Origin of the sequence: Capsulimonas corticalis (assembly GCF_003574315.2) — a bacterium.
GTDB lineage: Bacteria > Armatimonadota > Armatimonadia > Armatimonadales > Capsulimonadaceae > Capsulimonas > Capsulimonas corticalis.
Genome location: NZ_AP025739.1, coordinates 4,167,069 through 4,188,075, shown reverse-complemented (window position 1 = coordinate 4,188,075; position 21,007 = coordinate 4,167,069). Strand labels below are relative to the sequence as shown.

Genomic DNA, 21,007 nt, shown 5'->3' with positions numbered 1-21,007 from the left:
GTGGAGGCGCTATGATACTGCGGTTGCCACCGTACGCCATTCCGTTTCCTGACGAGATATTGCACGGTAGAAGTCCCGGCAAGGCGATAAGGGAAATCGTTACTGAGCATATTGAGGAGTTGCCGGCCAACTCCGTACTTCCGCTTGATTTTGAAGGCGTACGGTTTGTCGACTATTCCTTCAGTGACGAATTCGTCGCCAAGCTCGTTAAACGTATAGCAGGCGGTGACCTCGTCGGTAAGTTCGTGGTGCTTTATCACCTCTCCGACCTTGTAAGAGAGAATATTCAGGCTGCCCTGACCCTACGGCAGCTCGTCGCGGTTCATCAGAGGACAAACGGGGACGTTGAGTTGCTGGGGAGGGTTAACGAGGAGACGTTAGATACGTTCAATCTGGCGCGGACGAAAGGCAAGCTTACTGCGCGCGACCTTTCAATCGACGGAAATCTCAGCATAACAGCAAGCAGCAACCGTCTCTCCCGACTGACGGACATGGGTATCATGGCGCGGGTAAGCAATATCCCAGTCGAAGCAGGCGGGCGTCAGTACGTATTCTCTGCGATTATCTAATTTTTTAGCGCACGCGTTCACAGCCTTGTGTGAACGCGGTGAGCGCGATGCCACACTGAGGAGCCCTTACATGGCCATCAAAGAAACAGATGATCCGAAACGCTGGACCGAGTCTATCGGTATAGTGCCAGTGCTTTCCAGCCTGCCCAACAATCTCAAGGATGCGATTACGCCCGATTTCCTGTGCGAGTATCGAGACGGCGAAATCATATTCCATGAGGGAGAGGAAGCTCGTTTTCTCTATATAATTTTGCATGGCCAAGTCCGAATCACTCGGGACGGTTCTCACATGGCGACTCGACAAGCGTTCGAAGTGGTTGGGGAACAGGCGATAATCGATGACTGTCCGCGCTCCGCGACGGGCACGGCCCAAGGGGCCGTGCAGCTTTTCCAGATCCCGCGAGCGCTGGCAAGCACCTTCCTGCAGGATCCCTCGTTCCTGCGGGGCCTCTTGCAGGAGGTTTCAAGAAAGCTGGCGGAGGCGACGGCGGAACGTGCTTACCGCTACAAGAAGGAAGACCTGCTTTTCGCCGAGTTCCGCTCGCACGTTTCGCAGCCGGTCCTCAACAGGTTAATGGCGACCGGGCTGAGATATGGAGAGCCGCGATACATCGACGCGATAGTTCTCTTCTCTGACATACGGTCGTTCACCGATCTCTCCGGGGAATTGGATCCAGCGGATGTTGCTTCTCAGCTTAGCCGCTATCTCGATACGATGGTCGGGATAATCCACGACCACGAGGGAATGGTCGACAAGTTTGTCGGCGACGCCGTTATGGCGATTTGGGGCTATGCGCCCGCTGACGGGGAGCCCGCATCTCTTGCCTTGAACTGCGCTAAGTCTATGGTGGCTGCAGCCCAGGCGCTGAGTTTTGGCGGGAAGCCGATTTCGATCGGCGTCGGACTAAATGCGGGCCGCGTCTTTATCGGCAACGTCGGCGGAGATGGCAAGAGGCAGTTTACGGTCCTCGGAGCGCCAGTCAATCTAGCCTCCCGTTTTGAAACCCAGTGTAAGAAGCTTGGCGCTACGATCACCGTCGGCGAAGAGTTCTACGGGCGGCTGACCGGTAGCGAGCAATCAGATCTCGAGCGACACCAAAGTGTTGAAATCGCCGGGGCGCCGCAGCAGACTCTATACACCTGGACTGCGGCAAAGACCAACTGAGGAGGGGCAACATGGCCTGGGACTACGAAACTAGCAAGAAGCGCATCCAACAACACCTCGACTCCATGGGGGACATCGAGGTCAAGAAACTCGTCCGCGAGGCAAAGCTGGACGATCTCCTTACCGAGACCTGCTGCCGTGAGATCTACGGGTCGCACGTATACCTCCACGTTTCCAACTTCGCCAAGCTGGCTTCGGAAGAGATCGACGATAGCGACCGGTACAAGGGCTTTATCCGAGCGGTGCACATCTACCAGCGGGAAGTCGGCCGCATCATCCAGGACGAGGCAATATTCAATGCGGTACGGGTGCATTTTCAGGGCCCGAAGGCGCACGCGCTCATATACCGTCCCATCGACAACGCCGAGAAGATCTCCGCGCACGCCATTCTTCTGGAGCTTGTTGTGAAGGACTTCGTCTCGTCGGTCTTCAACCCGGCGTTCCCTGACTATGACAACTTCCGCATCGCCGGCGGTGCGGACATCGGTAATGCGATCGGGACCCGTAACGGAGAAGCGAAGGACCGGGAGCTGCTGTTTCTCGGCGCGCCGGCCAATCACGCGGCGAAGATCATCAATTCACACGGTCAGCTCCGGCTAACGAAGCGAGTATACGACGAATTGCCGGATGATATCCAGGGGATCTGCGATGAGGTCACAGACAAGGATGACATTTATCAGGTGCAGCACATCTCACAGGCGAAGCTCGACGCGCTGACAAAGTCGCACGGGATCGGCTGGGACCGGGAAGCAAGCAAGAAGCGAGTCGAGGCCGACAAGGAAAGCTTCCCCCTTACCGTAGTGGAGTATAGTTCCGCAAACCAGTTGATCGACGTGGACGACTTGAGCATACGCAAGAACAAACGCGTCATGGCGGCTTCGGTCTACGGCGACGTCACCGGATTCACGGCGTACATCGACGCGGCGACCACCGACGAAGCCAAAAAGGAACGTCTACGCGAGTTCCACGTCATACGCAAGGAAATGGCGGCAGTCGTCCGGAGAGACTTCAACGGGATCCGAATCCAGTTCCAAGGGGACCGCGTGCAGGGCATCATTCACTTGCCCAAGGATGACGAAACCGGGGTCGCAACCGAGGCGACGGACACGGCTGCAGGGCTACAGGCATCCATGGAGCGATCTCTCAAGGACTGCTTGCCAAACGTTAAGAAGAAACTGAACCTGGCTGCTGGCGTCGACCAGGGGACGACACTGATCACAAAGCTCGGCACCCGCGGCCACCGCGACCGGATTTGTCTCGGGGAGCCCGTCGACTCCGCAGCTTCCATGGAGGAGAAGTGCGAGGGGAAGGAAACCGGAGTCTCGAAACGGGTATACGACGCCCTGCCGGACCGGCTCAAGAAGCAGTTCTCCTACGACTCGGACCGGCGATACTACGTAGCGGCTGACCTCACCTCAGAGGATCCAGACGGTGAAACGACCAAGCAGGCTGCCGCCGTCCAGTCGCCTGCCCCGTACATATTGAGGCATGATGGACGCTCAGCCTAACACCATGCTGGAACGGGAATACCGTGTGGCCTGCAAACGGGCGCAGGAGCGCCTCGAGTCCTCATACGTCTTAACGGCGTGCGATCCGAGCGCGGCGGACTTCCCGCAACATGCGGAACGCTGGAGAGCGGTCTGGTATGTCCAGACCGCCTCCGACGGACTGCCAGAGATGCTCCTGGCGCTGTCGGTAACGTTTCCTGACGAGCTGCCGTCGGTGTATCTAACCATCGCGTGCGCGAAGCGCCACGAGGGTATGTTGCACCTTGACAACAGCAGATTGCTCTGTACTTTTGACAGCACTGCTGCGACACCTAACGCCGAAGTCCCGGGCGACGTGGTCCTTGCGGTAGTCGAGCGCGCAAGAGCGATCTTGGCGGACGCAAGCATCGGCGAGCCGGCAGTCGACGACTTCGCGGACGAGTTTAAGGCTTACTGGGGGATCGAGGCTCCCCAGGAAGCCTTAGCTCTCGTACGGCCCGGTGATCGCGTGAAACGCGTCGCCGTGTTTGAGTTCTTTCCAGCATGGAACCAGACAGCCATTCTGTTCGCAGACAAAGCTATCGCTGCCGAGCTATGGATCAAGGCAGTGCAATGCCGGTCAAAATTGCGACGCTCGAGCGGCCTATACGTACCGATTGGCAATCTTGGGAGAGCACCCTACCCCTCAACCAACAGGGAGATGTTCGAGCGTCTGAAAGCGCTCGACCCCGACGCGCTACGTCACATTACTCACTACCTTGTGAACAACGAGCCGCCGACGTGGATACTGTTCTCCATTCCATCACTGACCGGCAGAGCGCTTGGCGCGTGGGCACATCCGCAGCCAAAATACCTCTCGGGTTGCGGCAGTGACATCAGGCCAACGGACGGGATCAGCGGATTCCGCATGGGAAAGTGCCCTCCCCATCTTGAGCTCAACACCCTGAACGGGCATGCGCGACTGGTCCGCGCAACAGTAACCGAGGTTACGAGCCCACGCCTGATCGCCCGAACGCAAGGTCAGGAGAGAGAACGGGCGGCCGGGTTCGTCAACGTCGTCGGCTGTGGCTCAGTCGGAAGCTTTGTGGCTGAGAGCCTCGTCCGATCTGGACTCGCGAGCAAGCTACGGCTTATCGATCCCCAAGTGCTCCGCCCTGAAAACGTCCAACGACATTATTGCGGCATGTCCGACATAAATCAGGCCAAGGCTGTAGCCATACGGCGACAACTGCTCAAGCACTTCCCTCAGCTCGAATGCGTCGCCATCAACGAAAACGTCTTGAACGTGCTTCGTCGATCGCCAAAGTTACTAGGTGACGCATCACTCTCTGTATTCGCTCTAGGAGAACTTGCCGTAGAGCGGAGGCTCAACCACCTTTACCAAACAGGCAGCCTGGGCGAAGGCGCAGTGTGCTTCGTATGGGTCGAACCGCACCTCGTTGGCGCCCACGCAGTCTACCTCGGGCATCCGACGGAAGGGTGCCTAGAGTGTCTGTTGGGGTCAGACCTAGAATATGTGCCCCGCATTATTGAGAATCCGTCACAGTTTTCACTTCGGGAGGCTGGTTGCCAGTCGACATATATGCCCTACGGCGGAACCGATGTCCAGGACTTCGTATCCACGCTGACAAGGTTCCTACGGGGGATGGTGGGGTCTAGGAAGAACGTACGTTTTACCTGGTTCGGCGACCTGGACGCAGCCAGGAATCAGGGCGTAGCTATCTCCCGGCTGTATGACGATCAGGTATCGTTCACTTCCCAGATATATCCGATATTCGCCAGGCAAGACTGCGGGGTCTGCCTGTGAATAGCATGTACAAGCTTCGGCGCGGGCGACGCCTGATACTGACCCCGTCAGTCCTAGAAGTATTTTCCGCACACATTCAAGCGAAGGGAGCCAATGAGGCGGGTGGCATCCTTCTTGGACGCCGGCTCGAGGACGGAACAGTGCTGGTAGAACGAGCGACCACTCCGTCCCCACTCGATGACGCTGGCCCATCGTTCTTTGTTCGGTCACGTATAGCCGCTCAAGCAATCATTGACGATGCCTGGCGAGAGAGCGACGGATACGTCGTCTATCTTGGCGAATGGCATACGCACGCAGTCGCTCAGCCGCACCCATCGGCGCAAGACCGCAAAATGATAGCCAGTATGTTGAACGATTCGAAGACGGATACCGACTTTGTCCTGCTCGTTATCGTCGGTTGGAACGAGCTTTGGGTAGGTTGCCGGGCTAAGAACTGGCTGCGCCGCACCGCGCCAATCACCTGTGGTGGGTAGCGCTGACCATCATCGCCGATGTTAGGCGGAGCAGTATCTTCATGACCCGCGCAGGAATCCCATCCTCTGCTCCTAATGTCTCTTGGGCGCAGTCGCTTCACTGTGACGGCATCAAGCCGTTAGCGATATCAATGCTGAGTTACCTAGAAGTTGTGTGTATACCATGACGAGCCGTACAGAGTGATGCCATTGTAGCTGGACGATAACAATGTCCACATTGACCGGCCTGTCTTTTCATCCAGCTTAGCCTCATCGTTCAGGCGAGAATAAACGTCTGAGGTTATGATACTTGCATTGCCGCTAGATCTGTAGGAGCACAGCTTTGCGGCATAATTAGCCGCCCTACCAACCCATACAAGATCATTATCGCCACGCACCCCCGTTCGTGCGACAAGTACTGGACTGGTGTCGATCCCAACGGCTTGCCTCAATTGGTAAGATCCCTCCCCGTATTGCTTGATCAGGGCTGGGTTTATCAATGCGGAGACAACCCCGTTGATCCTTAACGCGCTTTTTGCTGCATTGGAGTTCTTTGAGTCCCCTATGTACACGGCCATGATCCGGTCGCCGTCATATGAGACGATCTCTCCGCCCATTTGGCGGATACTGTTGGCGGCACAGTGCAGATATGCCTTATAGATTTCCGCCGCGAACGTAGGCTGGTAGTTATCCACGAGGTTCGTCGATTCGGCAAGGTCGGCGTAAAGTATCGTGGCGTCCAGCCTAATGGCGTCATTGGACCCAAGCCTAATGTCTTTCGGGTCGGGAACTACTTGTCCATCTGTAGTTGTCCATGTAGCTGCAAAGATCCCGGCTACATCGTCGGAAAGTTTGTCCCAGAGCAGTCCCATTTCTGTGTCCTTAATTGTTAGGGCCGAGTTCTCGAACGGCCTCCCTTATGTGGTTGCACACAGGCGCTATAGCGGCGGCGAGCTCTTTGCTGCCCCCGGACCACTTGTACGAAAGAGTGGTAAGACCAGTCAGGTCAGACGGTAATCTAATTTCTTCCCCTCTTCGCTCTACTAACAGCGATCGTTTCTTGCCTAAGTGGTTCATCTCGTAATTGCTACGGCAGTCGGTGTTTGCGCTATGCCTGGCTGCCTGTGATGTAAATGCCGCCGTCGATGTCCCCACTGAAATGGGTGTCGATGATGGTTCCAGTAATCGGTCGCCGCTTCGACCGCTGTGCATATTTGCTCAAAGGTTTCGAAGCGGCGTCCTTTGAGCGCCAGCGAGCGTAGGATTTTCCACCAGGGCTCGATCAGGTTCAGGTACGGCGCGTATTTTGGCGTGAAAACAAATTCCCAGTGCGCGTGTTCCGCAGAAAAGAGCTGGGCATCCGTGCCCAAATGCGAACCAAGATTGTCCGTAATGGCGAGGACGCGCTTGCCCTGGCAAGGCTCCCATTGATCAACCTGTTCGAGAAAACAGACCCAGTTCTCGCCTGTACGCCGTTCGTAGGGTGCGGTGAACGCCTGGCCTGTGGCAGGGATGAAGGCTCCAAAGAAGTAGCCCTTCCCGCGACGGCCATAATCAGCTTCGTATTTGGCGCGAATGGCCGCGTCGCCGACCTGTGGCGTTCGAACCAGTTGTTTGCCAGGATAAGTTTTGGCGGCTTCGGGACCCATCTCGTCTAAACAGACGACAACGGCATCTTCAGGGACTTGCTGGTAGAGTGCTTCGAGCGCCCCCTTTTTGCCTTAAAATCGGGATCGGTCTTGACACTAAACCAGCTTTCCTGAGTTTGCCAGCGCAGTCCTTCGGCAATCAAAAGCAGTCCTTCGGCAATCAAAATCTGATCGATACGGTTACGCCCCATCGCAATGTTCTTTTGCTCTTTGAGATAGGCCGCCAAGCGGTCTAACGTCCAACTGGCAAAGGGCAGATGTAACTCTTGTGGACTGGTCAGAGCAGTTCCAATGACTTCGGCATACTGATCAGGCGTGTAAATGCGTGGCCGCCCACTGCGCCGCTTGTCCTGCAGCCCATCCAGTCCTTGATCGTAAAACCGATGGACCCAGCGATAGACTTTATCGGCGTCACAGCCGAATTGCCGTGCGATTTCGGGACCACTCTGACCCTCATTTATCGCCAAGATCATTTTGGCGCGTTCCACTAAGCGAACGGCTTCGGTGCGCGAGCGAGCGATCCGATCCAGTGTCGTTCGTTCTTCGGCGGTAAGGTCACGCAGTTTTAGGTACATGGGGCACCTCCAGCAATGGCTAGAGATTTCCTACCCCATCAGTTACGAGATGAACCACTAAGCGACCTATAAAAAGTCCCAGTTCAAAGACGACATTGTCCCGAGCGGTAGGCCAGGTCTTTCCCCTGGTGTGCGTTACATCGTCGGCATGGGCAATCGCGATCGCGAAGTCAGATTGATCCACTTCCCCTTCGAGCGCATCAATGGGATAGGATGATGCCCGGAACACCCCGTCCGTCCATACTACGACCAGGTACGGGTCGTACTCTAAACCGTTTTGGATCGCCCGGGCGATATCCAGCGATTCCACAGAAGACATGATAAAAATTCGGATCTTGTCACGTGTATTGGCCACTAGCGAGTTACGTTGCTCAAGGCGGCGAGCGAGTTCTTTGGCGATTCTCCGCCAGAGGACCGGAAAGGTATCGCCCAGACCGACAAAGTCGGGTTCGGAGACACGAAGCAGGACACTTTGTTCGCTGGCCGTCACAGTAGCGGATCGCAACTGCGCAGGCTGAACCAAGGCCATCTCGCCCACGTGCGAACCTGCCCGCCGGCTCGCCACTTTTCTCCCATGGACGAAAACATCAACAGCGCCTAGAACGATAAAGTAAATATCGTTGTCGTGACCGCCTTGCACAATCACTTGGTCTCCGGCCTGAAATTGGAGAAGCTCGCCGCACCTGGCCAATTCGGATGCCAATGTTGCGTCCCCACCTACAAGCACCTGCTCAGCCAAGGAATCAGCTAAGCGGCGCTCTCCATCTTTGCCTTTAAACCTATCCGCCATGAGGTGTTCCATAACAAACCCTTGTTCGCTTTAATAACGCCAGTATACCTGAGTTAGTATTAAGCTGAGCCGCTATATAGAACTTTCACACAAACGACTCAATGCCGAAGAGATTTCGTATGCGCTCCTTCAGAATACCCCGCTATTGTCGACGAATTTTATAATACAATTCTCAACTATCCTCTTAACCGGATCCCCGACTGGCCCTGTATGTATGGCGACTACAAAATTACCATCGATTGCCGGACAGTTTTACATACATTCGTCCCAAACACAAACTTTCAACCTAACAATAATCGCAACTAAACTTGGCGCGGATGATTATAATGAATGCTAGGATGGCTCCTGCCAACGGCAATTCTATATTGGATTAGGCCCCATTACTCCACAGCCAAGGACACCATATGCCAAACCTGACCGCCCCTGCTCGCGAGACGCCAGCGCCTGAGCCGCTCGTCGGCCTTCCGAACATCCCTTCTCATACCGCCATTCTCCCTGACGAAGTTGCCAGTCAACCACTAGAGGTTGACGAGATTCAGGGAAATATACTGGGCGGCTTCAACAAGGATTTCCAGACATTCCTATTTCTGGAAATTACTGACGCAACCAATTTCCAGCAGTGGCTGGCGTCCCAACTACCATACGTGGCGACTACAGCGGAAGTGATCGCGTTTAACCGGCTCTTCAAAAGCATACGCCATCGCAGAGGACACGAGAGCATTGCCGTGCGGTCGACGTGGATGAATATCGCGTTTACGTTCCAAGCCCTTTCGGCGCTTGAAGATGTGGTTCCGGGGCTGCTCGACACCGACTTTAAGGACCAGGCTTTTGTCGAAGGGCTAGCGGAGCGTTCGCACCGGTTGGGAGACGCGCCAGGATCTCCCGATGGCTGGTTCGTGGGTGGCGAACGAGCCCAACCACTCGTCATCGTACAGATAGCGAGCGACACACGCGAGGACCTAGCGACTGAGGTGAATCGCATCGAGGATTCGATCTACGCTGGACATGTAGCTGACGGAAAGTGTCTTGGCAGCGGCGCCCGGATCACCTTCAAGCAGAACGGAGCGAACTTGCCGGGCAATCTTTCTGGCCACGAGCACTTCGGCTTCCTTGACGGCATTTCTCAGCCAGGAATACGCGGCCTGCTGTCGAGTGATCCGCGAGATGTGCTGACATTGAGGCAGAACCCCGCCAAACGCGATCAGCCATCGCAAAACGGCCAGCCGGGTACGCCCGCTCAAGGCAAGCCAGGACAGGACCTGCTCTGGTCCGGCGAGTTCGTATTCGGATATCCGAAGCAGAATTCGCAGCCGAACGCCGATTGGGATGGACCCAATCCAATTCCCGGGCCGATCGCGGAAGCGGGCCCGACATGGGCGAAAAACGGATCATTCTTAGTATTCAGGCGGTTACGCCAGGATGTGGGCGGCTTCCACGCCTTCCTCAAGACAACGGCAACGAACAACAATGTGCTCAACCCTACAACCGGAAGCGCTCCCGCATTGGTCGGGTCGCGTCTGGTGGGGCGATGGGCAAGCGGCGCCCCGGTTCTGCGAGAGCCGGACCAGGATAACTCTACCCTCGGAAACGACGACTGCGCCAACAACAACTTTGAGTTTGGAGGCGCGACTGCGAATATTCCAGCCCCTCCGTCAGACCCCTTCTCGTGCACCGACGAATTCGCCCCACCCTCCCCTGGAGACACGGCTGGACAAGTGTGCCCGTTCAGCGCGCACATCCGAAAGGTCTACCCGCGCGACGACACGCCGCTCCAGACCGGAGGATACGGGGCGGTGGCGGGAGCTACACCGCCAGGCTGTCCGGCGAACGCGACGCTGAACGAGCCTGACACGCAGACGCACCGGCTGCTGCGCCGAGGCATCCCGTACGGCGACATATCGGCCTCGACACCGACCTCCCCTGTTGATGATAACGTCGATCGGGGCCTGCTGTTCTTCGCGTACCAGACGTCGATCGAGCGGCAATTCGAGTTCGTGACACGGTGCTGGGCCAACAACCCCGACTTTAAGGAACCGGGCGCCGGAGTGGACCCCATCATCGGCCAGGTGAACAATGCAGACGGTACTCGCACGCGTCACTTTCAGACGGTCATACCGGATGCCAACGGCACTCCCCAGTCCGTCGCGTTGACGACTGAAAAAGACTGGGTGCTTCCGACGGGCGGCGGCTACTTCTTCTCTCCTTCACTGTCGGCGTTACGAATGCTGAGTGGTCAGGTGTAACAAGTGATACGTTTGTCGGTCTCGATCACCCCCACTTGTGTTGGGACTTTCTTGTCGGGCATGGAGGTTTCGTACCGATCCCATCAAAGTGAAGGGGGGACAGCACTTTTCCAGACAACGAGGACGTAATCGAAATTCAGCTTCACGACAAACGATCCAGTCATTCATGCTGTCACGCAACTTGACGCCAAACATGCATCACCCTCAAGCGTAAACGATGCGTCGAAAGACTCAACTCGCGTGCTTTGAGACATCACTAGGAACGGTCATGCCCTTCACCTTGCAATAGCGGAGTGTGAGGGGCATGCAGCCAATTACTGTTGCATTACGTTCTCATGGCTCTTGGCTCAGCATAGTCCTGCTCAATCGCCGCCAAGAGAAGCCCCGAACGGTTCCTGGCGTTTCTGTATGGCAGCCAGTCAAGTTGCCGATGGATCTGATCCGCTGGGTAGGCGTCAAGCAGTTCTTCAGCCTGGCTTCCCCCCACGCCGACGGCAAACAACCTGCGCCGCAGATCATCCCTTTGGGGATCTGCCTTCGCCGCTATCTCGGACGTTTCTTCCTTCTCGGCGTATTCACTACGCCTCCACCCGTAGAACTCTGCGATCTCCCGCTCCACGTCTGCCCGAGGCTTCGTATATCGCTCCCGCGAGTGCGCAACTATGGCATCTCGGACGCTATGCACTAAACGCCCATCAGGCTCGACTTGCAGGTTTTGCATGTCATCCGGCTGCCAAGGAGCTTCAGCGAGAATTTCCGGGGATAGGGCGTATGCGTCCATGCCTGTCGGACGCTTGATCTCATGCACAAGCGCCTTTCCCAGCCACTGTGTATCCGTCAAGCGGTTCATCCGAGCACGCATTTTGTTCTCGGACACTCCCATTGCTAAGGCCATTTCCTGGACTGAAGGAAGGCATCGACCGTTGGGAGTGACGAAGCTCAGCAGAAAAATCAGGCTCTTCACCTCTTCCGCTGGCAACGAAGCCAGCAGTCCGGACGTCCGCAGCGCCGGAGTCATCAAGATGCTGGCAGCCGGTCGGAAACTACCGTCCGGCTTCCTGTCCAGCCTCAGGTGCTCGACGACGAACGGTGCCGTCTCCCATGCTGATTGAGATTGAGTCTCGCTGCTGTCCATGGGCGAATGCTGAGATATATCTACGATGGCGCCAATCAGTGGAGAGAGGGCCGCGTCACTTACCTGGCGGCGCCGGAGCGGCGCTAAGCGCCTCCTTCAGGATCTCGGTGGCTTCCATTGCAGACGCTTCGTCGTGTTCGCAAAGGCGGGACCACGGAATGCGCCGGGCGAGCCGCAGAAGTATCCGTGCGAGATGGAGGAAGAGGGCGAGTTGCTGGTTGCGCGGAACGGACTGTCGGTGGTCCTGATTGGACGATAGATAGGCGGACCTCAACAATCCTTGGGAATAATGGCGTTCGGCCATGGCGGTTCTTTATGGGTTCCTGTGGATTGAGACGCGGGTCGGGTGGACTTTCCTGGAGTAAGTTGGAAGCTTTTCGCCGAAGCAATCCTCTCGTGGCTTCCCATGATCGACAATGCTCAAGGTACGGGAATACAGTATCCCCCACAACCGCCCGGCGCGAGCCCGGTTGCGCGAAAGCAACGCAGGTCGCGCGGAGCATCCCTACCGTTAATAATGGCGACATGAACACCACAGAGCAACAAATCAGGGACGAGTACAAGCGGGCGCGTCAGCGCGGCTGGACCAAGAAGGCCAAGGACGCCATGCGCCGCAAGGAGGCGGAAGGCGGCGCGGTCCGGGTGATGCCCAACGGCTATACCGCCGTGAACGGCAGGCCTGTGTTGGACCCCGCCAAGGCCGCGCTGATCAGAGAGGCCTTCGAGCTTGTTGGCGGAGGGCGGCACTCCGTCCGTGAGATCGCAAGGATAATGGCGGCGAAGGGGCTCTCCGGCACGAGGGGCGGGCCGCTGGGACCGACGTCAATGCTCTACCTCTTCAGGAACCCCTGGTACGCAGGCCTGGTGGAAAGTGGAGAAGGCTTAGCCCGAGGACAGCACGAGGCGGTCATCAGCGAGGAGACATTTCAGCGAGCCCAGGCTGCGCTGGATCGGCGGCATTGACCGACTTCGAACCCGCTTGGGCTTGATACGTATCGCGCTGGCGGATATAGAAGCGCTGCTACGTACAGCTAGAAGCTGTTATGCACTTTTCATAATCACTGCATATTTGGCGAGCATTAATATGACGAAGGACAAATAATGTAATCCTTTGACCGTCTCAGGCAACCGCTCGTAATCTCGCACCAGCCGCCGGAAACGCGACTTCCAGGCAAAGGATCGCTCGACCACCCAGCGCCGAGGCAGCAGCACGAAACCGCGCTTGGCTTCCGAAAGCTTGACCACCTGGAGCGTCACGCCGTGCTCTTGGGCGGCCTCGGCGGCGGCGTCACCCGTGTAGCCTTGATCGACGTAAGCAAGCTCCACGCTGCCGCCCGTGGCTTCTTGGACCGCCTGGGTCAACTCGGAAACTTGCGCCCGCTCCTGTTCATTGGCGGGTGTCACTAGCAACGCCAAAAGGTGCCCCAGCGTATCAACGGCAATGTGGATTTTACTGCCTTTGCGCTTCTTAGCTCCATCGTATCCGGCGCGCTCTCCGCTCTCGGGCGTCGATTGAATCGTCTGTCCGTCATAAATCGCGGCGCTGGGCTGAGCGTTTCGTCCTTCGGCCAGTCGCAACACGGCGCGCAGGTCGTGGGCGATATGTTCGAAGACGCCGGCGTGGATCCAGCGTCGCGTCTGCTGGTAGACGGTATGCCAGGGCGGCAGGTCATGGGGCATGAGCCGCCACTGCGCTCCGGCGCGTACGATCCATCGCAAACCATCAAAGACTTCGCGCAGACTGTAATCTCGTTGCGGGGCTTCAGTATTCATCAGCGTCAAATAGGGCGCCACAAATGCCCACTCATCGTCGGACACATCGGAAGTATAGCTTTTTCGGGAGGTCATGTGCACATAATATCACATGAGCCGGGTGTACCAAGCCAGCAAGCAGACGATGCTAATTAATGCGAAAAAAGTCCATAACAGGCTCTAGAATATTTTGAGAAAGAATGGCCTCCAAAACAAGCCTGCACAAATTCATCGTTTGGGTGACAGCCGATATCCGACCGGAAGTTGCGCGCAAGGCCTTTTCACCTCTGCGCGCAAAAAAGTAAGGAGTCCAACGCACACCGTTACCGGTGAAGACTGGACTCCCTACTCTGCTGCACAAAGCCCCCCTGCGGAGTGCTGCGCGCGTGTACAATTTGGTGGACTTTCCTGGAGTAAGTTGGAAGCTTTTCGCCGACGCAATCCTCTCGTGGCTCCCCATGATCGAAAATGCCCAGGGTACGGGCATACAGTATCCCGCGCCAACCCCTAACGCGAGCCCGCTTGCGCGAAGGCAACGCAGGTCGCACGGGGGGAAGGCGCCGTTAATAACGGCGACATGACACCAGGGATGCCGATATCATAGACGCAATCGACTGTGACAGTCCGAGTCCGAACTATGCTGCGGATATCATTTCCGTAGCAATGATGGCGCCTCATAGTCCGCTTCGATAGCTGCAACTAGCAACCGTCCCCGATCGCGCGCGTTTCGATGCGGCAACCACTCGATCTGCCTCAATATACGCTCTGTTGGATATTCATCCATAAGTGCCTCCGCCTGATCGCCACCGATACCGACGCCAAACAGAAGCCGGCGTATGCGAGCGCGTTCCGGGTCTTCCAAGCCAATCCTCTGTTTTGGAGATGATGACTGGGCATCCTGCGAACCATCAGGCAATGCCCACCCATAGAACTCGGCGATTTCACGCTCCACTTCTGCCCGAGGCTTCGTATAGTGATGGCGTGAGTGCGCAATTATTGCATCCCGGACGCCATGCTCTAAATGCCCATTGGGCCCGACTGGCGGAGTGGGTATGTCATCTGGCTCCCAAGAAACGTCAGCGAGAATTTCCGGCGCAGGCGCATATGCGTCCATGCCAGTTGGACGCTTGATCTCATGCACAAGTGCATGCCCTACCCACTGCGTACATGCCAAACGCTCCATACGAGCGCGTACTTTGCCCTCGGACACACCCATTGCTGCGGCCATTTCCTGAACAGAGGGAAGGCATCGACCGTTAGGCGTGACGAAACTCAACAGAAGAATTAGGCTCTTCACCTCTTCCGCTGGCAACGAGGCCAGCAGCCCAGATGTCCGGAACACCGGCGTCATCAAGATGCTGGCGCTTGGCCGGAAACTGCCGTCCGGCTTCCGATCCAGCCTCAAGTGTTCGATGACGAACGGAGCCGTCTCCCATGCTGATTGGGCTTTGGTCTCGCTTCTGTCCATAGGCGGATGCTAAGATGATATCTATAATGGCGGCAACCCAGTGGAGCGGCGCCCGCGTCCTTTGCCGGACGGCGTTGGGATTGCGATGAGAGCCTCCTCCAGCATCTGTGCGGCTTCTATTGCAGAAGGTTTGTCCTGCCCGCAGAGGCGGGACCACGGGATCCGGCGGGCAAGCCGCAGCAATATCCGCGCGAGATGGAGGAAGAGGGCAAGCCGCTGGTTGTGGGGGACGGACTGGCGCTGATCCTGGCTGGAAGAGTGGCGGACAGACCTAGGCAGTCGGTGGGAATAACGGCGTTCGGCCATGGCGGTTCGTTTATGGTTCGGAAGGTCGTGTGGGCTACACCCTGGCGTGGACGAGTAGGAGCGACAGCGCCGCCAGGGCCAGCAGCGGCAAAAGCGCGTCCTCGGCCGAAGAGCCGGTGGAGAGGCGCAGTCGCGACGGCAGAAGCCAGTAGCGGCGCTTGCGCCAGGGAAGGAACGGTATGCCGGTGCGAGTGCACGCGTCGGCAGCCAGGTGGCTCGCGAATCCAAGCGTCAGGGCCGCTGCCGGACGCCATCCCAAGGCTGGAGCGAGCATGCCGCCGACACAGGCGATCAGGGTGAGCCCGTAGAGAGAGTGCAGCGGTCCGCGATGCCCCCAGGCGCTATGCACGAGCGCCGCCAGCGGGACCAGCGGGCGCACGCCGGCGACCTCCCAGGAAGACAGCTTGGACCGGGAGGCGTCCAGGTCCGGAAGCAGTGCGCCAAGCGCCGCCACAGCCGCGAGTACAGCGACATTGTCGAGCAGGCCATCTCCCGAGAGGCCATTCGGAACTGCGGCTAGCAGCCACAGGGAGCCGACGCCGGCGAGGGCGTGCGAGCGCCCCATCATCGCTCTTTTCTGCGCTTGTGGTCATCCGTCTTTACCAGCGCAACGGTTATATGTACGCGTAGCGCGGGTGCTGCATCTGGCTCATCCAAAGATGTGCCGCCTTCCCAAGTGTCGGGAGCAGGCTGCGCGGCTTTGCCCAGACTGCGATCAGAGGCCGGCGGCTGCGGAAAGGGAGACAGTCTCCGCCAGTAGTCTTCGTCCAAGGCGATCCCGTGTTCGTCGCGGATCACTCCGACGCTATACCGGACCATCAGTTCCGCAAGCTCCGTGCCGTCGATCAGCCGGATCGGCGTAGTAGGAACAGACGCTGCTGCGGCGCGGGCGACCGGCGAGACGCCGGCGGTCGTCATGATCAGCCCCTGCCGGGCGTCCAGCCGCAGCGCCGCCCCGCGCAGCTCGTCCACGCTGCGCTTCTGCACAGGCTCTGTCAGCTGCTTGGCCTGCGCGACGATCCGGAACCGCGTCACGCCCGCCTGCAGCCAAGCCACCAGGTCGACGCCGCCGTCCAGGTTGCGGCCGCGCCTCCGGATGCGGCCGGTCGCGGCAACGTCCGCGTACCCCATTGCCTCCAGCAGATGCTGGAGGCATCTCTGGAACTCAGGGTAGCTCAGGGCGAGAAGCTTTTCTCGGAGCCGGCGCAGGATCTTCGGCTCGTCAGAGCCGCCGGCGTCTGAAGAGGCAAGCGTAGAAGTGGTCATTGTTCCTCCTTGTGATTTATCGCGGATGCTTGTAAGGGATTGGCGGAATGGACACTGCCGGGGAGAGACCAGTCGCCAGGCCTCACCCCCCGGAACTCAGGTCGCAGGCGCTCGTCCCCGTCGTAGGCTGCGTCCGGCATGCAGCCCGAGCAGCCGGCCAGGCGGCACACGGACGGCGTCGGATAGGAGCCGCTGTAGGAGACGACCTCGTTCGGCGACAACGGACGTCCCAATGCCTTCTCCAGCGCCCGTGTCACCGCGTAGACAAGGCGGTACGACGGGTGCGAGCACCCGTTGACCAGGCGGCTGATCGACGCCTCGGAGACGCGGGCGTCCCTCGACAGCCTGACCTGCCCCTTGAAGGCGTACCGCGTCGTGTGCGCCATGATCGCGGCGATGCGGTTGTGAACGCGCCACTCGCCTGGTTGGCTTTGCTGGTCGTTCTCTCGAAACCCGTGCGGGCTCTCCATCCTGCCTCCTTTCCTCATGGTTAGTGGTTCTCGTGCATACGTTTCTCGGTCGTCCCTGCCAGCGTGGGCCGATCCACGTGTCTTCTCCAGCAGGCTTGCGCGCGGGAAAGACGCTTCTTGACATAACAAAAGACCGCCGGCGTAGCGGCGGCCTCGGACAGCAGGCTCGGTCGTTGTCGTTCGCAGGGCTTCCTTCTGCCAGACTCCGCCCGGCGAATCGTTTCCTCCAGTAGAGCTGAAAACGACGGCGCCCGCAACGAGATTCAACGCACCGGCGTACGGCCGCTACGGAAACAAACTCAGGGAGCTGAGCCATCCGACACTACTCTCCTTTGCCTGCATTGAGAGCAACAAACACCACGCGAACGCCCTCGCTCCCTGCATACCAGAGACAAGCGTATAGGCCGAAAGGGTCGTCATCGAACCGTTCGAGCGATATTTCGAGAGCGGGGTAGCTTCCGTCGGCCTTGGCCACTTGCACGGCGGCGACAAACCAGGGATAGCGCTCTACGTGCACCATGTGTGCCGGCGTAATCTTCTCCAGGGGCTGCATCGTTGTAAAGATATATAAATTAAAGGCTGTCACCCATCCTTTCATCCACTTTAACCGAAATTTATGATTGGACAAGAGTGGGCCTTGCGAGCGGGAAAGTCGCCTTGCGCCCCGATTGCCATGGCGTTACGCTGGCACGGAGATCGGCTTCCGTCGGTCGCCAGAGCCTTCACTAACCTTGAGAGGAGTTTGATGATGACTCGGTTACGAACTCAGTCGAGCGAACAGTGCATATTCGTCGGTTACTGCTAACTGGAGGATTGGGCGCAAGCGGTCGATCCGTCCAGGCCAGTTCTCGCCGCCCTGCTGATCGAGCCGGGAAGTACGTCCTGCGGCATGCGGACGGACCGCCTGCTCGTCGCCTGCATGCAGCACTCAGAGCCTGGCTCTGTGCTTTACTGCCGGATCAGCGCCGGCCCGATCGTCCTCCTGCACGGTGTCCCCCTGTCCACGGATTGGAGCAACGTCCGTTCCGCCTGGCTTAGCCTGTGGCGGGAAGTCACCGGGTTCCTGTCGGAACAGGGACTTCGCGCCCACCGAGCCACCATCGCTGTTCCGGAGAACTTGATCCTGCTGGAAGGCCGGGCCGGGTTCCTCCAATACGACGCTGAGGCTTCCGGGTTCCGACGGATCGATCCTGTTCGTCCGGAGACGGCATAACGGGAGGATCAGCACCATGGAACGTATCACGCCGTTTCCCCTGGGGCAGGTCGTAGCCACGCCGGCGGCGATCCGGGCCGTCGAGCGGGTGGAGCAGACGCTTGAGGAGTTCCTGGAGCGCCACCGGTCGGGCGACTGGGGCGACATCTGCGAAGACGACCGGGCTGCCAACGACGCCGCCGTAAGCGCCGGTATCCGCCTTCTCTCCGCATACGTCCTGATCAGCGGCGTCAGGCTGTGGGTCATCACGGAGGCCGACCGATCAATGACCACGTTACTCCTTCCTGAGGAGTATTGAGCACGATCCTAGCCCGCAGGCCGACCGCTTGCGGGTCTTTTTCTGGGACCAAGTGAACTGATGCGACGCTGGAATCCCAAAGAAGGCCCGCGCGCCTTTTGGCGCGTGGGCTGGAATGGTTTGCTCCCTCAGGCGACGGACGATCCCACCCGTCCCTCTAGCAGCGCCGCCGCCTCAGCCTTCGTTAGGCGCTCCACCGGCGCGCGCGAGCTCGGATGCCGGGCCGTTGGCCTCTGCTTCCCCGCTATCCGCTTGCGGCGCGCCAGGCTTACTGTGCCGCCTCCATCGTCCGGCTGCGCCGAGCCGACCGGCTCCGGCCACTGCCAATCCATCCATAGAGGCGAGGCCGCCCGTGGAAACGTCTAGGGGACACGATGCTACGGCTCGCCGCGATGATCCCCCTCACTTTGCCGGCTAGAGGGGGACGGCAACTCTTGAGGCGGTACGAGGTCGTAGCGCTGTTAGCCCCGCGTGATCAGTCGCCGTGCTCGGTGCTTGCAGCCGTTCCGCGCATGGATGCCCAGTCGGGCTCGCGACCATCGAGGGCGACTTCCGCCAGGGCCTCCCACCGGGGCCTGCCGCGCCCGTCGTCGGCTGCCAGGATGCGCATGGTCGGCGCGCCGTGCTCGGGAGCCTCAAACGCGTACACGAACTCGCAGCACAGCCGGTAGGCGTTTCTCTGGGTGACGGTGAGCCGGCGCGTCTCGCCCCGGTCGTGGCAGTAGCAGCTTTTGGGGTAGTCGTCGATGCTCGACCAGCCTGCCGGGTGCTTGTCGATGATGGCCTCGAGCATGCGGTCGAGGTCCCCGTCGAACTCGCCGTGGTAGAGGTCCCAGAGGGCCTGGCCAACGCCGGCAGGGTAGCCGTCGAAGTGGACGTAGCGCCCGGCGAATGTGCCGGGGCCGGTTGCGCGAACGATTGCGGAGCGAGTACTCATATCGGAGCGATTACTTGTTAGTACCTCCACTCTAGACAGCGTTGGGTATTGTGTCAATACCACGACGGTCGATACTATCGACGCGTGTTACTGCTCCTTGAATATGTCCGTGTTCTCTGCTCTTTGAAAATGTCCGCATACTGGAGGAATGGGGACATTGAGTTTGACTGATCCGGAGCAGCGTCGCGCCGACGTGCTCACCCGCCTGATCAGCGGATCGATTACTGCGATACGCGCTGCACAACTCCTGGGTGTCACCGACCGCCAGATCCGTCGCCTGAGGTCTGCCTTTGAGAGCAACGGGCTGCTCAGCATTGCCCACGGCAACCGAGGACGCAAACCTGCTCGTACTCTGGCTCCGGAAGTGATCGATCAGATTTGGGAGCTGGCTGGACCCGGCGGAGTGCTGGCGGACTTCAATGTCTGCCACCTCCGCGATGTGTTGGCCCAGGAGCATGGCGTGGCGATCGGTCGATCCACACTCCAGCGCCTCCTCCAACAGCGGCGAGAACCGCCCAAGGCGGCCGCCCGTGCTCTCAAGCCGCTTCCGACGCGCCAGCAACCGGGTGCTACACCTGCGCTTCCATCCGACGGAATGTGCGGCGTACCTGACGATGTTCCTGGAGATTGCCATGCTCCATGGTTTGCCCATGAGCTATTACCATGACAAACACACGATCCTGCGCTCTCCCAAGAAGGCGACGATTGAGGATGATCTCGATGGGATTACGCCCATGAGCCACGTCCAGAAGGTGCTCCACGACCTGGGCGTCGAAAGCATCGCGGCGCATTCCCCGCAGGCCAAAGGGCGCGTCGAGCGGCTCTGGCAGACGCTGCAAGACCGATTGGTTAAGGAGATGCGTTTAGCGCAGGTCGATACCCTGGAAGCGGCCAATACGTTTCTGCCGACGTTCATCGCTCGGTTTAATGAACGTTTTGCGATCGAAGCGATGGATCCTAACAGCGCCTGGGTGACGCTGGAAGCGGATACGGACTGGGATTACTACTTCAGTCTTCAAGATACACGGATCGTCAAGGCAGACCACACGCTTAGCTTTGGCGGGCAAGTCTTACAGATTACTGCCCGCTCACGCATGCGCAGTTTGGCGGGACAGTCGATCAGCGTGCGTACGACCTCGGATCATCGTCTTTGTCTTTATGACGGGACACGACGCTTGGAGTATACGGTTCTGCCAGCTCGTCCCACGACGCCTGCTGTGAGAGCAGCTTCTCCAGAATATCAGCCCGAGAAGTATCCAACAGACACGCCAGGAAAGCCAGAAGCGTCCACTAAGAAAGGGCTGACAGCCAAGCAAAGCGCTTACCTCTTTGCCGGTTCGTAGACAGCAATACGCAGCACAAGGCGGACATTTTCAAAGAGCAGACACCGGACATAATCAAAGAGCAGGAACATACCACGACGGT

At 58.6% G+C, this 21,007-nt stretch carries 24 protein-coding genes; 10 read left to right on the top strand and 14 right to left on the bottom strand.

Annotation, left to right across the window (positions count from 1 at the left end):
• Positions 1–11: 11 nt before the first annotated feature.
• The 5 genes from D5261_RS17975 (at position 12) to D5261_RS33480 (ending at position 5,501) form a co-directional block, all read left to right on the top strand.
• On the top strand, positions 12–569 hold the full coding sequence (locus D5261_RS17975; RefSeq protein ID WP_119324956.1) for a hypothetical protein: 558 nt from the start codon (positions 12–14) through the stop codon (positions 567–569).
• Between the two features lie 70 nt (positions 570–639).
• Complete coding sequence (locus tag D5261_RS17970) at positions 640–1,734, top strand: adenylate/guanylate cyclase domain-containing protein (protein ID WP_119324957.1); 1,095 nt, start codon at positions 640–642, stop codon at positions 1,732–1,734.
• An 11-nt stretch (positions 1,735–1,745) separates the two neighbouring features.
• On the top strand, positions 1,746–3,242 hold the full coding sequence (locus tag D5261_RS17965; protein ID WP_119324958.1) for an adenylate/guanylate cyclase domain-containing protein: 1,497 nt from the start codon (positions 1,746–1,748) through the stop codon (positions 3,240–3,242).
• A complete protein-coding gene (locus D5261_RS17960) occupies positions 3,223–5,028 on the top strand; it encodes a ThiF family adenylyltransferase (RefSeq protein WP_119324959.1) in 1,806 nt (601 codons plus the stop codon). The genes D5261_RS17965 and D5261_RS17960 overlap by 20 nt, the downstream gene beginning before the upstream one ends.
• A 5-nt stretch (positions 5,029–5,033) precedes the next feature.
• On the top strand, positions 5,034–5,501 hold the full coding sequence (locus D5261_RS33480) for a Mov34/MPN/PAD-1 family protein (RefSeq protein WP_119324960.1): 468 nt from the start codon (positions 5,034–5,036) through the stop codon (positions 5,499–5,501).
• A gap of 143 nt (positions 5,502–5,644) precedes the next feature.
• Here the strand turns inward: D5261_RS33480 and D5261_RS17955 are convergent, their stop codons facing one another.
• From D5261_RS17955 to D5261_RS17940, 4 genes are all read right to left on the bottom strand, one after another.
• Positions 5,645–6,352 carry an adenylate/guanylate cyclase domain-containing protein gene (locus tag D5261_RS17955; RefSeq protein WP_119324961.1) on the bottom strand — a complete coding sequence of 236 codons (708 nt, stop codon included), beginning with the start codon at positions 6,350–6,352 and terminating at the stop codon, positions 5,645–5,647.
• 201 nt (positions 6,353–6,553) lie between these two features.
• Positions 6,554–7,129, bottom strand: a complete 576-nt coding sequence (locus D5261_RS17950) for an IS630 family transposase (RefSeq protein ID WP_301002057.1) — start codon at positions 7,127–7,129, stop codon at positions 6,554–6,556.
• Positions 7,130–7,134: 5 nt separating this feature from the next.
• Positions 7,135–7,704 carry a helix-turn-helix domain-containing protein gene (locus D5261_RS17945; protein WP_119325348.1) on the bottom strand — a complete coding sequence of 190 codons (570 nt, stop codon included), beginning with the start codon at positions 7,702–7,704 and terminating at the stop codon, positions 7,135–7,137.
• 19 nt (positions 7,705–7,723) lie between these two features.
• On the bottom strand, positions 7,724–8,494 hold the full coding sequence (locus D5261_RS17940) for a TIR domain-containing protein (protein ID WP_165864304.1): 771 nt from the start codon (positions 8,492–8,494) through the stop codon (positions 7,724–7,726).
• Positions 8,495–8,898: 404 nt separating this feature from the next.
• Here D5261_RS17940 and D5261_RS17935 point away from each other — a divergent pair, with 404 nt between their 5' ends.
• Complete coding sequence (locus D5261_RS17935) at positions 8,899–10,737, top strand: Dyp-type peroxidase (protein WP_119322233.1); 1,839 nt, start codon at positions 8,899–8,901, stop codon at positions 10,735–10,737.
• 325 nt (positions 10,738–11,062) lie between these two features.
• Here the strand turns inward: D5261_RS17935 and D5261_RS17930 are convergent, their stop codons facing one another.
• Together D5261_RS17930 and D5261_RS17925 are read right to left on the bottom strand one after the other, a co-directional pair.
• Entirely contained in the window at positions 11,063–11,872 is an 810-nt protein-coding gene (locus D5261_RS17930; RefSeq protein WP_119322234.1) for a helix-turn-helix domain-containing protein, read from the bottom strand.
• Between the two features lie 55 nt (positions 11,873–11,927).
• A complete protein-coding gene (locus tag D5261_RS17925; RefSeq protein ID WP_125206053.1) occupies positions 11,928–12,176 on the bottom strand; it encodes a hypothetical protein in 249 nt (82 codons plus the stop codon).
• 221 nt (positions 12,177–12,397) lie between these two features.
• Here D5261_RS17925 and D5261_RS17920 point away from each other — a divergent pair, with 221 nt between their 5' ends.
• On the top strand, positions 12,398–12,835 hold the full coding sequence (locus D5261_RS17920; RefSeq protein ID WP_165864306.1) for a recombinase family protein: 438 nt from the start codon (positions 12,398–12,400) through the stop codon (positions 12,833–12,835).
• A gap of 78 nt (positions 12,836–12,913) precedes the next feature.
• Here the strand turns inward: D5261_RS17920 and D5261_RS17915 are convergent, their stop codons facing one another.
• The 6 genes from D5261_RS17915 to D5261_RS17890 form a co-directional block, all read right to left on the bottom strand.
• Entirely contained in the window at positions 12,914–13,720 is an 807-nt protein-coding gene (locus tag D5261_RS17915) for an IS5 family transposase (RefSeq protein WP_119322237.1), read from the bottom strand.
• 553 nt (positions 13,721–14,273) lie between these two features.
• On the bottom strand, positions 14,274–15,092 hold the full coding sequence (locus D5261_RS17910; RefSeq protein ID WP_125206054.1) for a helix-turn-helix domain-containing protein: 819 nt from the start codon (positions 15,090–15,092) through the stop codon (positions 14,274–14,276).
• 340 nt (positions 15,093–15,432) lie between these two features.
• Positions 15,433–15,966: a metal-dependent hydrolase gene (locus D5261_RS17905; protein WP_119322239.1), complete on the bottom strand. Its 534-nt coding sequence runs from the start codon at positions 15,964–15,966 to the stop codon at positions 15,433–15,435.
• The gene (locus D5261_RS17900; protein ID WP_119322240.1) at positions 15,963–16,664 is read right to left on the bottom strand and encodes a restriction endonuclease; all 702 of its coding nucleotides are present in this window, start codon (positions 16,662–16,664) and stop codon (positions 15,963–15,965) included. Before D5261_RS17900 ends, D5261_RS17905 begins: the two co-directional genes overlap by 4 nt.
• Positions 16,661–17,401, bottom strand: coding sequence for a hypothetical protein (locus D5261_RS17895; RefSeq protein WP_125206055.1), 741 nt, complete (start codon positions 17,399–17,401; stop codon positions 16,661–16,663). The genes D5261_RS17900 and D5261_RS17895 overlap by 4 nt, the downstream gene beginning before the upstream one ends.
• A gap of 55 nt (positions 17,402–17,456) precedes the next feature.
• Positions 17,457–17,720 carry a hypothetical protein gene (locus tag D5261_RS17890; RefSeq protein ID WP_119322242.1) on the bottom strand — a complete coding sequence of 88 codons (264 nt, stop codon included), beginning with the start codon at positions 17,718–17,720 and terminating at the stop codon, positions 17,457–17,459.
• A 303-nt stretch (positions 17,721–18,023) separates the two neighbouring features.
• On the opposite strand from D5261_RS17890, the gene D5261_RS17885 reads away from it, so the two are divergent.
• Both D5261_RS17885 and D5261_RS17880 read left to right on the top strand, forming a co-directional pair.
• Positions 18,024–18,347 carry a hypothetical protein gene (locus D5261_RS17885; protein ID WP_119322243.1) on the top strand — a complete coding sequence of 108 codons (324 nt, stop codon included), beginning with the start codon at positions 18,024–18,026 and terminating at the stop codon, positions 18,345–18,347.
• A gap of 16 nt (positions 18,348–18,363) precedes the next feature.
• Entirely contained in the window at positions 18,364–18,645 is a 282-nt protein-coding gene (locus tag D5261_RS17880; RefSeq protein ID WP_119322244.1) for a hypothetical protein, read from the top strand.
• Positions 18,646–18,773: 128 nt separating this feature from the next.
• Here the strand turns inward: D5261_RS17880 and D5261_RS17875 are convergent, their stop codons facing one another.
• Both D5261_RS17875 and D5261_RS17870 read right to left on the bottom strand, forming a co-directional pair.
• A complete protein-coding gene (locus D5261_RS17875) occupies positions 18,774–18,977 on the bottom strand; it encodes a hypothetical protein (protein ID WP_125206057.1) in 204 nt (67 codons plus the stop codon).
• Positions 18,978–19,120: 143 nt separating this feature from the next.
• On the bottom strand, positions 19,121–19,582 hold the full coding sequence (locus D5261_RS17870) for a hypothetical protein (protein ID WP_119322245.1): 462 nt from the start codon (positions 19,580–19,582) through the stop codon (positions 19,121–19,123).
• Positions 19,583–20,037: 455 nt separating this feature from the next.
• Here D5261_RS17870 and D5261_RS17865 point away from each other — a divergent pair, with 455 nt between their 5' ends.
• Positions 20,038–20,925, top strand: coding sequence for a hypothetical protein (locus D5261_RS17865; RefSeq protein WP_125206058.1), 888 nt, complete (start codon positions 20,038–20,040; stop codon positions 20,923–20,925).
• The last annotated feature ends 82 nt before the right edge of the window (positions 20,926–21,007 follow it).

Excerpts from the sequence above, each read along its gene's own strand:
- D5261_RS17975 (WP_119324956.1), top strand. The coding sequence starts at position 12 with ATGATACTGCGGTTGCCACCGTACGCCATTCCGTTTCCTGACGAGATA.
- D5261_RS17970 (WP_119324957.1), top strand. The coding sequence starts at position 640 with ATGGCCATCAAAGAAACAGATGATCCGAAACGCTGGACCGAGTCTATC.
- D5261_RS17965 (WP_119324958.1), top strand. The coding sequence starts at position 1,746 with ATGGCCTGGGACTACGAAACTAGCAAGAAGCGCATCCAACAACACCTC.
- D5261_RS17960 (WP_119324959.1), top strand. The coding sequence starts at position 3,223 with ATGATGGACGCTCAGCCTAACACCATGCTGGAACGGGAATACCGTGTG.
- D5261_RS33480 (WP_119324960.1), top strand. The coding sequence starts at position 5,034 with ATGTACAAGCTTCGGCGCGGGCGACGCCTGATACTGACCCCGTCAGTC.
- D5261_RS17955 (WP_119324961.1), bottom strand. The coding sequence starts at position 6,352 with ATGGGACTGCTCTGGGACAAACTTTCCGACGATGTAGCCGGGATCTTT.
- D5261_RS17950 (WP_301002057.1), bottom strand. The coding sequence starts at position 7,129 with ATGGGTCCCGAAGCCGCCAAAACTTATCCTGGCAAACAACTGGTTCGA.
- D5261_RS17945 (WP_119325348.1), bottom strand. The coding sequence starts at position 7,704 with ATGTACCTAAAACTGCGTGACCTTACCGCCGAAGAACGAACGACACTG.
- D5261_RS17940 (WP_165864304.1), bottom strand. The coding sequence starts at position 8,494 with ATGGCGGATAGGTTTAAAGGCAAAGATGGAGAGCGCCGCTTAGCTGAT.
- D5261_RS17935 (WP_119322233.1), top strand. The coding sequence starts at position 8,899 with ATGCCAAACCTGACCGCCCCTGCTCGCGAGACGCCAGCGCCTGAGCCG.
- D5261_RS17930 (WP_119322234.1), bottom strand. The coding sequence starts at position 11,872 with ATGGACAGCAGCGAGACTCAATCTCAATCAGCATGGGAGACGGCACCG.
- D5261_RS17925 (WP_125206053.1), bottom strand. The coding sequence starts at position 12,176 with ATGGCCGAACGCCATTATTCCCAAGGATTGTTGAGGTCCGCCTATCTA.
- D5261_RS17920 (WP_165864306.1), top strand. The coding sequence starts at position 12,398 with ATGAACACCACAGAGCAACAAATCAGGGACGAGTACAAGCGGGCGCGT.
- D5261_RS17915 (WP_119322237.1), bottom strand. The coding sequence starts at position 13,720 with ATGACCTCCCGAAAAAGCTATACTTCCGATGTGTCCGACGATGAGTGG.
- D5261_RS17910 (WP_125206054.1), bottom strand. The coding sequence starts at position 15,092 with ATGGACAGAAGCGAGACCAAAGCCCAATCAGCATGGGAGACGGCTCCG.
- D5261_RS17905 (WP_119322239.1), bottom strand. The coding sequence starts at position 15,966 with ATGATGGGGCGCTCGCACGCCCTCGCCGGCGTCGGCTCCCTGTGGCTG.
- D5261_RS17900 (WP_119322240.1), bottom strand. The coding sequence starts at position 16,664 with ATGACCACTTCTACGCTTGCCTCTTCAGACGCCGGCGGCTCTGACGAG.
- D5261_RS17885 (WP_119322243.1), top strand. The coding sequence starts at position 18,024 with ATGCGGACGGACCGCCTGCTCGTCGCCTGCATGCAGCACTCAGAGCCT.
- D5261_RS17880 (WP_119322244.1), top strand. The coding sequence starts at position 18,364 with ATGGAACGTATCACGCCGTTTCCCCTGGGGCAGGTCGTAGCCACGCCG.
- D5261_RS17875 (WP_125206057.1), bottom strand. The coding sequence starts at position 18,977 with ATGGATTGGCAGTGGCCGGAGCCGGTCGGCTCGGCGCAGCCGGACGAT.
- D5261_RS17870 (WP_119322245.1), bottom strand. The coding sequence starts at position 19,582 with ATGAGTACTCGCTCCGCAATCGTTCGCGCAACCGGCCCCGGCACATTC.
- D5261_RS17865 (WP_125206058.1), top strand. The coding sequence starts at position 20,038 with ATGGCGTGGCGATCGGTCGATCCACACTCCAGCGCCTCCTCCAACAGC.